The organism is Acinetobacter sp. 24-47-62, assembly GCF_056779765.1.
This window is the reverse complement of record NZ_JBWYIN010000011.1, coordinates 1-11,740: the sequence shown is the minus strand read 5'-3', so window position 1 is coordinate 11,740 and position 11,740 is coordinate 1. Positions and strand designations below refer to the sequence as shown.

9 protein-coding genes are annotated in these 11,740 nt (G+C 36.9%); 5 read left to right on the top strand and 4 right to left on the bottom strand.

Going from position 1 to position 11,740, the window contains the following annotated elements; genetic code table 11:
* Positions 1–103 precede the first annotated feature (103 nt).
* Positions 104–691, top strand: coding sequence for a 1-acyl-sn-glycerol-3-phosphate acyltransferase (locus tag AC1M87_RS09725; protein ID WP_481593585.1), 588 nt, complete (start codon positions 104–106; stop codon positions 689–691).
* Between the two features lie 31 nt (positions 692–722).
* On the opposite strand, the gene AC1M87_RS09720 is transcribed toward AC1M87_RS09725, so the two are convergent.
* The 4 genes from AC1M87_RS09720 to trpS form a co-directional block, all read right to left on the bottom strand.
* The gene (locus AC1M87_RS09720; RefSeq protein WP_481593584.1) at positions 723–1,460 is read right to left on the bottom strand and encodes a sulfite exporter TauE/SafE family protein; all 738 of its coding nucleotides are present in this window, start codon (positions 1,458–1,460) and stop codon (positions 723–725) included.
* 169 nt (positions 1,461–1,629) lie between these two features.
* Positions 1,630–3,339, bottom strand: coding sequence for a flotillin family protein (locus tag AC1M87_RS09715; protein ID WP_481593583.1), 1,710 nt, complete (start codon positions 3,337–3,339; stop codon positions 1,630–1,632).
* An 18-nt stretch (positions 3,340–3,357) separates the two neighbouring features.
* Positions 3,358–3,996, bottom strand: a complete 639-nt coding sequence (locus AC1M87_RS09710) for a YqiJ family protein (RefSeq protein WP_481593582.1) — start codon at positions 3,994–3,996, stop codon at positions 3,358–3,360.
* 387 nt (positions 3,997–4,383) lie between these two features.
* Positions 4,384–5,397 (bottom strand): tryptophan--tRNA ligase, encoded by a 1,014-nt coding sequence (trpS, locus tag AC1M87_RS09705; protein WP_092767023.1) that lies wholly within the window; start codon positions 5,395–5,397, stop codon positions 4,384–4,386.
* 202 nt (positions 5,398–5,599) lie between these two features.
* Here trpS and AC1M87_RS09700 point away from each other — a divergent pair, with 202 nt between their 5' ends.
* The 4 genes from AC1M87_RS09700 to AC1M87_RS09685 form a co-directional block, all read left to right on the top strand.
* On the top strand, positions 5,600–6,523 hold the full coding sequence (locus AC1M87_RS09700; RefSeq protein ID WP_481593581.1) for a DUF808 domain-containing protein: 924 nt from the start codon (positions 5,600–5,602) through the stop codon (positions 6,521–6,523).
* Between the two features lie 55 nt (positions 6,524–6,578).
* On the top strand, positions 6,579–7,478 hold the full coding sequence (gene ypfJ, locus AC1M87_RS09695; RefSeq protein ID WP_035270407.1) for a KPN_02809 family neutral zinc metallopeptidase: 900 nt from the start codon (positions 6,579–6,581) through the stop codon (positions 7,476–7,478).
* A 202-nt stretch (positions 7,479–7,680) separates the two neighbouring features.
* Positions 7,681–9,180, top strand: coding sequence for a cation:proton antiporter (locus tag AC1M87_RS09690; RefSeq protein WP_481593580.1), 1,500 nt, complete (start codon positions 7,681–7,683; stop codon positions 9,178–9,180).
* A gap of 576 nt (positions 9,181–9,756) precedes the next feature.
* Positions 9,757–11,740 (top strand): Ig-like domain-containing protein (locus tag AC1M87_RS09685; RefSeq protein WP_481593579.1); only part of this gene is annotated, 1,984 nt, incomplete at its 3' end.

Below are 11,740 nucleotides of genomic sequence, written 5' to 3'. Positions count from 1 at the left end.
ATGTACAGATAGAAAAACAGTAATAGTAAAACCTAATAGATATTTTGAATAAAAGTAATGCCAAAGCTGTTACAATCCCGAAAATTTACATTTGTATATTTATATGTTTGAAAAATTTGCTGAACAGAGTTTAAATGCATTAGGTTGGGAAATTGATAACCATTGGCCCTTAGATTTAGACCAATGTGTCATGATTGCTGCACCACACACCAGTAACTGGGATGCTTTATACGCGCGATTAGCGCTCAAAGCTTTAGGTGTAAATGTCAGAATTACAATTAAAGACAGCTATATGAAGTTTCCATTTGGTCCTTTTGTCCGGGCTATGGGAGGGATCGGAATTAATCGCCGACCAAAGAAAGAGGGAGAGGAAAGACCAAGCATGGTGCAATTAATGGCAGATCTTTTTAATGATCATCCAAAATTGGTCATGTTGGTGACGCCAGAGGGAACAAGGTCAAAACAAGAAAAATGGAAAACGGGTTTTTACCATGTAGCAATTACAGCGAATGTCCCAATCGCTTTAGCATATATGGATTACAGTCAAAAAAAATGCGGTGTAGGTAAAATTATTTATCCTACTGGAGATATAGAAGTGGATATGGCAGAAATTATGGAATTTTATTCAAAGATTTCAGCTAAATTCCCCGAAAAATTTAGTGTTGACCAACGATATTCGCACAACAATTGATATATGGAGAAGGCAGAATAATCTGCCTTTTTTAATATAAGAAAATTGCGCTTAAGGTCAAAATAAAACCTGAAAAAAACAATAAAGTTAAGACAATCGACTTAAATTTTTGCTCAGATATTTGATAAAAAATTTTTGCTCCAATGATCGCTGGTAGGCTGACCGTGAAGATCAGAATCCACAAATAGGACAAGTGATTTACGTTAATGGTCTGGTTAAATAAATAGATGAGCAAAGTAAACAGTTGAATGGCAAAATTAAAATGTCGAAGAATGCTGCGTTGCTCATGTTTAGGAAGTTGTTTTAGCATCACCCAAGCCGAGGGAATTGCACCACAGAATCCACCGAGCCCACCTAAAATTCCACCCAAAAAACCAATCAAGCCGTCCATCCTGAGTCTGGTATCTTTTACGCAATGTAGTTGCGGATTAAAGAACATGAGTGGACACCAAATTAATAAAAATATTCCAAGTAGTAATTTGAACGTGTCTGCATTGATATAATGAAGCAAAAAAGTACCCAAAGGTACTCCAATTAAGCCAGCGATAATATAGACCCAAACGATAGAAGGCTTTATAAAGGTTCTTGGTTCTTTATACATTGAAATGATATGACACCATAGTGATGCACAAACGACCAAGGGGGCGGTGATCTGAGGCGGTAGAATCCATACCCAAAAAGACATCGCAATAAGAGCGAAGGCAAAACCTGTGAGACCTTGAATAAATCCAGCAAAAATTGCGCCTAGAATAAAGATACATAACGTCATAAGGTGACTGCATCAATTGCTGAAGCAAGAGTAAAAGAAAAATGCATGAGATCATCGGATAAGGAAAACTGATCAATCCTAAAATAATATTTGTTATCTTAAAAATAATAAGAACAGCAATAGCTAGCAGTAAAGCGAATAAAAGCCCTGAAAATCAGGGCTTTTATCATTAATTGGTTTTAGGTTTTAGGTTTTGTGTTAGACCGTTGATGTCTCCACCCTGAATACCGAGTTCACTCATTAAGCTGTCAATAAGAGGGGCTTGCGAACGATATCTGAGTGCGCTATTCACCACTTGATCTGAAAGTGGAACGGATTGTGATTGATCTGCTTGATCAGCTGAAGTTGTGGCGCCAGTAATGCCACCAAGACCATTCACTTGTAATATCTTGATATCATCAATATTTTCCATTGGTTTAACACTTTCGCGGATGATTTCAGGCAAATACTTCAAAAGTGCCAAACGAATTTGCATCTCAACTTGTTCACTTGACAAAATATTATTTGCTTCATTGACTGCGCGAGTCCCTTCAGCATCGACTTGGTATTGTTTTTCTAAAGCTTGAGCCAATAAAATTTTAGCATCAGCTTCACCTTTAGCTTTTAGGCGAACTTTTTCAGCTTCTGCTTCAGCCGCAGTACGCACAGCTTCAGCCTCATCTACAGCAGCTTGTTTTGATGCCTCGGCAGCCACAGTAATTGAAATAGCATCAGTTTCTGCAGCCTGTTTTGCAGCAACAAGTTCAACCGCTTTAAGACGCTCAGCTCGCTGTGTTTCACGAACAGTCACAACTTCTTCCTCGGCTTTTACTGCTTGCGCACGAGCTTGGTCAGCAAGTGCTTTGGCTTCAGATTCAGCACGAGATTTCTCGGCAATCGCGATTGCGCGATCTTGTTCCGCAAGTTCAATGGTTTTCTTTTGTTCTACTTGCGCTTGTTCAATAATTTGTGCTTTTTGAATATTTTGATTTTCGACATCACGTGCAGCTGAAATACGTTTTAATTCAATTTCACGTTCTGCAGCGATTTGGGCTTCTTCTGCCTCACGTTTTTTTGCAGCTTCTTGTGTTGCAATTTCAGCAAGTTGTTCAGCTTTTCGAATCGAAATTTCACGCTCTTGTTGCATCTTTGCGTATTCTTCTTCACGCAGGATTTGAAGGCGTGCTTGTTCAGCCTCTAAATTTTTCGCTTTAATGGCTAAGTCAGCATCTTGTTCAATATCGTTACGTTTTTTTCGTCGATCTTCAATAGTTTCTGTTAATTTTGTTAAACCTTCTGCATCAAATGCATTTTGTGGGTTAAAAAATTTAAAGCTGGTCTGATCAAGTCCTGTTAAAGATACAGTTTCGAGTTCTAAACCATTTTTGAACAGATCTTCTGAAACTACTTGTTGAACTTTCTGAACGAAGTCGACACGTTTTTCATGTAACTCTTCCATAGCCATTTCTGCTGCTACTGCACGCAGGGAATCTACAAATTTACCTTCAACCAAATCTTTTAATTCATTTGGTGACATGGTTTTTTGACCCAAAGTTTGTGCTGCGGTAGCAATCGATTCAGCTGTTGGCTTAACACGAACATAGAACTCAGCCATCACATCTACACGCATTCGATCACGCGTAATCAAGGCTTGATCAGCTGCACGTTTAACTTCTAAGCGAAGGGTATTCATATTGACAGGAATGACTTCATGTAAAACAGGAAGTACAATTGCACCACCTCCTAGTATAACTTTTTCCCCACCAAATCCAGTTCTGACAAATGAAACTTCCTTGCTAGAGCGTTTATATAGTCGTGCAATAATGGTTCCGATGACAACCAGTGCAATGAGAATAAGTCCTGCAATTATAATAATTTGATAAAAACTTGAACTAAACATTTTTTTCTCTAAGTTGATTTATTGTGAAATTGCTTGAAAGCCTTTGAGACTACGTTGTGTAAGTAAGACTTGCTGACCTTGTACGAATATTTCGTCAGCTTCAGGTTCGACTAAAATGTAATGTGTTTTACCAAAGCGATCTTTGAGTTTTGCTTGCGCAGGATAGTGCAGTCGAGCAGTGCCTAAAATGATTTCTGCTCGAAGTCCAATTAAATCGTCGCTATGAATTGCTGTGGTTTCATCTTTAGGGATGATCTTTACTATCCATCTTGAGAATAGCCGTACGAATGGCATACAGACCACAAGTACCAGTGGAGTAATGAGCCAGACTGTTAAAAATGATCCAAATACATGATGGATGATAGATTGGGCTAAGAAGCCAACAATTGAAAAGGTCGTGAGAAAGATGATCAGCCAAATTAATACAGGAATACGTCCAAGATAAAGCCAATCTAAAAATTGAATCCAAATACTAGATTGATGGTCAACGATCATTTCAGGAGAAGAATCTAATGAACTAGGTAGAAATTGCTCTAAAAATCCTTGACTACTGAGACCTGTTATTAATAGAAAGACTTCAAGAATGCCTATAAAAAACATTAAGCAGATACTAATACTGAAGAATAGGTTCGACGGATTTATAAACATGTCCCACATGGGTAGTCTCTTATAGATATTAGAATTTTTATCAAATTTTAATCAAAATAATAAAATAAAGTGATGTAATTATCAATTATATAATATTGATTTCATTTTTAATGGATTCAACATAAAAAAATACGCAGTGATTGGGGTGATCACTGCGCAGAACAACGAATCTGCTTACACAGTTTCGGTTAAGGAGAAATGTTATGAATTTTGGGGGTATTCATAACAGTAATTAAATGATATTCAATTTCATTTAGCAACTCATTGGTAGTCGGGTTAAAACGTGTAAGATTACGTTAATAAGTTTGATTGAAGGTTAATTTTAAATAGGCTAATAAATAGCCATAAAAAAAGCCGCAATGTGATGCGGCTTTAAGTGTGCTTATTTTTTAGGGATTAAAATTTAAAAACACCTAATCCAGCTTTAACTTCATCTAATGTTGCTTGCGTAATATCACGACATTTGTCAGTACCAGTTTTTAAGATATCCATAATATAATCAGGATCCTTAGCAAGCTCCATACGACGTTCACGAATAGGCGTGATCAACTCTTTTAGAACACCTTCAAGGCGTTTTTTGACTGTACCATCACCTAAACCACCACGACGATAGTGATCTTTAAGCTCTGCTACTTCTTCTGGATTTGGATCGAAAGCATCTAAATAAGTAAATACAACATTACCTTCCACCTGACCTGGATCTTCAATACGAAGATGATTAGGATCTGTATACATTGCATTTACAGCTTTTTTAATGTCTTTATCAGAAGCATCTAAGACAATTGTATTGCCCAATGATTTAGACATTTTAGCTTTACCATCAAATCCTGGTAGTCGACCAACATTCGATAGCAGAGCTTTACATTCAGGCAAAAGCTCTTGACCAATCTGACGATTTAAACGACGAACAATTTCATTTGTTTGTTCAATCATTGGAATTTGGTCTTCACCCACGGGCACAATCGATGCTTTAAAAGCAGTGATATCAGCTGCTTGGGCAACTGGATAGCATAAGAATCCAGCTGGGATGTCACGCTCGAACCCACGCATTTGTATTTCAGACTTAATCGTAGGATTTCGTTCTAGTCTTGAAACTGTGACAAAGTTTAAATAAAGCATGGTCAGCTCATTCAAAGCTGGCAAGCTTGATTGAACGCAAATTGTTGTTTTTGTCGGGTCGATCCCAACAGCGAGATAGTCAGTTGCAACTTCAATAATATTACGTCTAACTTTTTCGAAGTTATCAGCATTGTCTGTAAAAGCTTGTGCATCAGCCAATAATAGATGTTGGTGATGGGAATCTTGCAAACCTACTCGTGAACGTAAAGAACCGACAAAGTGGCCTAAATGAAGTTGTCCAGTTGGACGGTCACCTGTCAAAATAACAGGGCGATTATCTTGATTACTCATTTTCTATACCAAAGTCATCAACACTAGGGCTGAATTTTTAAAATTTCGCAATATTGTACGGCATTATTTTTTTTTATGTCAGCATAAAGCATCGAAAGAATCGAATTAAAAACACCTTATTTGAGATAGTATTAATAATGTTGATACAGAATAGATTGAAATAGAAGAATAAAATTCCAAAAAACAAAGAAGGATAACAATAATGGCAAATAGTTTATTGGTGCTATTAGATGATATAGCCACCATTCTTGATGATGTTGCGCTCATGAGTAAAATGGCTGCAAAAAAAACTGCCGGTGTGTTGGGTGATGACTTGGCACTTAATGCTCAACAGGTCAGTGGTGTAAAAGCCGACCGTGAATTGCCTGTCGTTTGGTCTGTTGCAAAAGGTTCATTTGTTAATAAATTAATTTTGGTTCCATTAGCATTATTAATTAGTGTGATTGCGCCTTGGCTTATAAATCCTTTATTGATGTTGGGTGGATTATTTTTATGTTATGAGGGTGTAGAAAAAGTACTTCACTCATTACACCATAAAAAAGCAAAAACATCTGAACAGGCCGAAAAAGAACTCGAAAACTTAAATGTAGATCTAGCAACTTTTGAGAAAGATAAAATCAAAGGCGCGATACGAACAGACTTTATTTTATCTGCTGAAATTGTCGTGATTTCATTGGGTACAGTTGCAGCAGCTACTTTTGGAATAAAGGTTGCAGTCTTGTCAGTCATCGCAATTTTAATGACGATTGGTGTTTATGGTTTGGTTGCTATGATTGTTAAAATTGATGATTTGGGATTTTATCTCGTCAAACAAACGTCTGCATTGAAACAAAGAATTGGTCAGGGCTTACTTGCTTTTGCGCCTAAACTTATGAAGACACTAACCATTGTCGGAACAATCGCGATGTTCTTGGTTGGTGGCGGTATTATTAATCATACCATTCCATTATTTCATCACTTTACTGAAGATTCTGTCGATTATATTGAACATATTCCAAATGTAGGCAGTATCATCGGTGCTTTAACACCGACGCTCTTAAACTTTGTCATAGGTTTTATTGCAGGACTTATTGTTTTGGTCGTTGTTTCAGGAATACAAAAACTATGGAACGCTAGAAAAGTTTAGAGTTTGATGAAATAACGTATTATAAAAAGTTATATGATTTAAAAGGGCTGAGATTATGCGTTGGAAAGGCCGGAGAGTAAGTAGTAATTTAGAAGATCGCCGTGGAGGCGGTGGGGCTAAAGCTGGTGGAATTAGTATTCTCGGTTTAGTTGTTGCATTTGTTGCTTGGAAATTTTTTGGGGTTGATCCACAACAAGCCTATCAGGCAACTAAACAAGTGACTTCTAACAATCAGCAACAAGCGATAGGGATTGAAAACCCAACACCCGAGCAACAAGAAACAGCGGCATTTGTTGGTACGGTACTCGCTGATACTGAAGATACATGGACCACCGTTTTTCAAAAACAGGGAATGCAATACCAAGCACCGAAACTAGTGATGTTTAGTGGTGTAGTCAATTCAGGCTGTGGTACAGCCCAGTCAGCGATGGGGCCATTTTATTGTCCTGCAGACCAAAAAATCTATATTGATACTGATTTTTTTAAAGATATGCGTCAGCAAATGGGTATATCGGGTGAACGAAATCAATCAGAATTATCTACACAAAATGCTGCTGGTGACTTTGCACAAGCTTATGTGATTGCGCATGAAGTCGGACATCATATTCAAAATCTTTTAGGTATTTCAACTCAAGTCCAACAAGCTAGACAACGAGCTACTGAAGCTCAAGGGAACCAATTATCAGTCCGTTTGGAATTGCAAGCTGATTGTCTAGCTGGTGTGTGGGCAAAAGATACACATCAACGAACCCAATTCTTGGAGCAAGGTGATGTTGAAGAGGCAATGGATGCGGCGCATAAGATTGGTGATGATTATCTTCAGAAAAAGGCTAGAGGACATGTGGTTCCTGATAGCTTTACCCACGGCACAAGCCAACAAAGAATGTATTGGTTCGATCGTGGCATGAAAACAGGTGATGTGAATCAATGTGATACATTCAATGCCTCAATCTAAATGTACCAAGCAGAATCGATTGATTTTTTGCAAAGTTAAAACATGTAGCCTGCTAATGTAATAATTTATTAGGAAGGCTACACATCTTTAAAAAAAGGGATTGCGAGTAATCATTCTTTATATAAAATAAATAAATGGCTATAGTTTTTTCATTTAAAATTTAAATGATCTCATTTAAATAAAACATATCATAGAGTGCAAAATGGGCAACTTTTTTTTTCTCCAAGTATTTACAGTGGTTTTTGCCCTCTCAATTGCCACCACCATATTCAATAAACGAATTCTAGGTTTTCCCCAAGCGATAGGGGTGCCAATTGTTTCAGCAATTTTTGTCTTTATTCTACAATGGGCTGCCAATTTATTAGGGGATAATCGTTTTATCACCATTAATTTGGCGAATATTGAAGAAGCAGTACGTCATATTGATTTTTATGATTTTCTCGTAAATGGTGTTATTTGCTTCATTCTTACATCGTCGGCATTGAAATTTAAAGTGTCTGATTTAAAAGTATATTGGAAGCCAATTAGTATTCTTGCCACTATTGCTTTGGTTTTGTGTGCAGCATTGTTTGGTGGATTATTATTTGGATTTCAATATTTGATTGGTAACCCTGTACCAATACTCGTACTTTTATTACTCGGTTCTGCTTTAGGGGCTACAGATCCAATCGGAATCAAAGGGGTACTCAGTTCTGTACGTGCACCACATCATTTAATGGTGAAATTGGAGGGTGAATCACTGTTCAATGATGCAATGTGTATCGCTGTATTTATGACATTGTTGAATGTGCTTGAAGGCGAGCATTTTAGTCTGTTGCTGACACTACAAACACTCCTTTATGAAATTGTGGTAGCTGTAATTATTGGTTTGATATTTGGTTGGGGGATTTTACGATTGCTTCGCGGGAAGCATGAAATGGAATCATTAATCCTAACGACAGCTTTACTGGCTTGTGGTTCATATTTGGTTGCTTTATTTGCTCATGCATCAGCACCAATCGCATGTGTGATTGGTGGACTTATTGTTGGTAATAAATGGAAAGAAATTTTACAAAATCGTGAAATCCAAGAAGTAAATCACTTTTGGCATACAGTCGAAGGCATCATTAATTCTTTTTTATTTACTTTAATTGGTTTAGAGCTGTTTATTCTTGATCTTAATGCCAGCATGATACTTGGCGGTATTATCGCATTTGTAATTTTACATATTTCTCGTTTTGCTGCGAACTTTCTGGCTTTCGCATTCTTCCCATCGTTTCGTAAGAAAAGCTATAACGGTAGCCTAGCAATTTTATCATGGGGTGGAGTAAGAGGAGGAATTTCATTGGCTCTAATTCTCGCGGTTGCTAATGTCCCAGAGTTAAGGCAATACAGTAGTATCTTGATTGGTTATACCTTTATTGTTGTTTTATTATCGGGCGTAGTATGTGGTTTAGGTTTGCCAGCAGTTATGAATGCTTTCTATTACAATCCTAATGAGGAAAAAGAGGGCTTAAAGGGACTATATCAGCGATTATGTAATAAGCTTAATCGTAAAGGATTTAAATATATTGTTGGTGAAGATAGTAAAGGTAATGAGATTATTACGATTTATAATCCTGAAGTGATATTAGATCGGACTTCTGATGATGGTGTGGCAATCGTCCATCATCCAGCTAAAGCTGAAGAGGTGAAAAAATTAGAAAATCCAGAAAATTTCTAAAAAATTATATTTAATTGAAGCAAGCATGATAGTGCTTGCTCTTTTTTTTTATGAATTAAGCATGATCAATGCAGAAGATAACAGTGATATTGTTTAAATATTTTATTCAGTTACGCAGAATTTTATCGATGAAATATAAAATTAAAATGTGAAAATTACATCATATTTAAAGCAAAATTTATTTCTTAACTTACTAAAAAGTAAGTATTAATTTTCAATATAAAATGAAAAGTATACTAGTTTACTAACATTAAAATGTTAGGTGGACAAGTTACCGTATGTAGTTAAACTAAATATAGCAGAAATTATGATAAGTAAGCCTTTGAAATTTGGTGACCTGAAATATCCTAAAAGTAAGAAAAATATTAATTCTTTTGTCATAAGTGTTTGTAAATAAAGTATATATTTTTATTGTGGATGAGCGGTTACAAAAAGCTGATAAAAGACGCAAAATCTATTCGCATTAAATCTTAAAAATGTGATATAAATCTCACTTATAGATAATAGTGTCTATCTTTTTTGTATCTTAGATGTAGAAAGATCGATAAAAATAAAATTTATAAGTGAGAATTTACCATGGCTAATATCTCCGTAATATCTAAAGAGAGTCATCAGGTATTAGAGAATGTCAACTCTAGTCAAGTGGGGCTTAACGAAAACTCTGTAGTTGTCGTTCAAGTATCTAAAGATGATGTAGCTTCAATCACTCGTGATAATAATAATGCTCTAATCAATTTGCGTAATGGTGAAGTGATTGTGATTGAAAACTATTTCAATCCTTCATTTGCTGATAACAGCCTCGTATTCCAAGATGAAAGTGGTCAACTTTATTGGGTTAAATTTACCAATGAAGATGGCTCAATTGCAGAAACAATTCTGTATTACCCAATCGAAGAAATCGAACCTCTTCTTTATTCCGATGATTTTATCGGTGGTATTCTCCCTTGGTTAATTGGTGCTGGTGCAGCTGGTGCAATTGCAGCAGTCGCAGATAATGGTTCTGACTCTAATCCTACACCTAACCCTCAGCCAAAGCCAAATGCATTATTAAATGCACCAATCGTCATTGATGATGTGCCAGAGCATATTGGTGAAGTTGCTGATGGTGGTGTAACAAATGATGCTCGTCCAGAAATCAAAGGTTCTGGAGCTCAACCTGGTGCAATCATCAAAATCTATAATGGCGATGAACTAATTGGTGAGACTGTTGCATTGTCTAATGGTGATTGGAGTTTTACACCTGATCAAGATTTAAAAGATGGTATCTATGAGCTTTCTGTCACACAAACTGTAAGTGGTCAAGAAAGTGATAAATCACCGATTAAGACAATCACGCTTGATACTGTCCCACCATCAGACATCACTATTGATGAAATTGGAAATAAGGGTGAAACAAACTCAGAAACACCTAAATTATCAGGTGAAGGTGAGCCAGAATCTAATGTCGAAATAGAAATTAAAGATAAAGATGGAAACGTGGTTGATAAAGATACTGTTCCTGTTGATAAAGATGGTAAATGGGAATATACACCTGAGAAAAACCTGGATGAAGGTAAATACGAAGTTATCGTAACGCCTATTGATAAATCAGGAAATAAAGGTGAAGAAGAAAAACAAGAATTCAATGTTGACTTAACTCCTCCAGACATAGACATCGATCCAATCCCTACTGATCCTGAACCTGAGGGTTGGGATACAGCAACGAATCAATCAACTTTTGCAATTGCTGCAATCGCAAATACTCTTTCGGAATCGGAGAATAATCCAGTGAATACAACTAAAAATCAAACTCCTACATTTACGGGAACCACTAAAGATAGTGAGAGCGTAAAAGTAGTGATTCGCGATAGTTCAGGTAAGATTATCGCAGAAGGTCCTGCTACAGTGACCAACGGTAAATGGCAGTTTAAATCACCTGTAACATTAGCTGAAGGTGACTATAAACTAGAAGCAACAGCATATGACGCGGCTGGTAATAGTAAAGTCGCTACTTCAAGCTTTACTGTGGATATTACTCCACCTAAAGTAACGATTGAAGAGTTACCACTTACGAACATTGATGCGCCTACCTTTAAAGGTAAAACTGAAGATGGTGCAACACAAGTACGTGTTGAAATCAAGGATGCGGCTGGCAAGGTTGTTCAATCTGCAGTTGTGAATGTTGCAGCCGATGGTAGCTGGACATATAAGCCATCTAAAGCGTTACCAGATGGTACATATAGTGTCGAGGCTTCAGCTCGTGATGCGGTAGGAAATGTAAGTCAACCTGCTAAAACTACGGTTGAAGTTGATACAATCGATCCGGAAATTACAATCGATCCTCTAGAAGATACTAGTGATACAACTCCTGAAATTAATGGTAAGACTGAACCAGGCGCAACAGTAAAAGTTGAAATCTTAGACAAAGATGGCAACCCTGTAGCAACAGGTGATGCGACTGTAGATCCAGAAGGTAACTGGTCGTACACGCCGACTGAAGAATTACCAGAAGGTGAATATACAGTTAAAGCTGAAGCGAAAGATGCGGTGGGTAATACTGCTACTGAAACTGCGGATGGCA

Coding starts and splice junctions, on each gene's coding strand:
- AC1M87_RS09710 (WP_481593582.1), bottom strand. CDS start 3,996: ATGTGGGACATGTTTATAAATCCGTCGAACCTATTCTTCAGTATTAGT.
- AC1M87_RS09715 (WP_481593583.1), bottom strand. CDS start 3,339: ATGTTTAGTTCAAGTTTTTATCAAATTATTATAATTGCAGGACTTATT.
- trpS (WP_092767023.1), bottom strand. CDS start 5,397: ATGAGTAATCAAGATAATCGCCCTGTTATTTTGACAGGTGACCGTCCA.
- AC1M87_RS09700 (WP_481593581.1), top strand. CDS start 5,600: ATGGCAAATAGTTTATTGGTGCTATTAGATGATATAGCCACCATTCTT.
- ypfJ (WP_035270407.1), top strand. CDS start 6,579: ATGCGTTGGAAAGGCCGGAGAGTAAGTAGTAATTTAGAAGATCGCCGT.
- AC1M87_RS09690 (WP_481593580.1), top strand. CDS start 7,681: ATGGGCAACTTTTTTTTTCTCCAAGTATTTACAGTGGTTTTTGCCCTC.
- AC1M87_RS09725 (WP_481593585.1), top strand. CDS start 104: ATGTTTGAAAAATTTGCTGAACAGAGTTTAAATGCATTAGGTTGGGAA.
- AC1M87_RS09720 (WP_481593584.1), bottom strand. CDS start 1,460: ATGACGTTATGTATCTTTATTCTAGGCGCAATTTTTGCTGGATTTATT.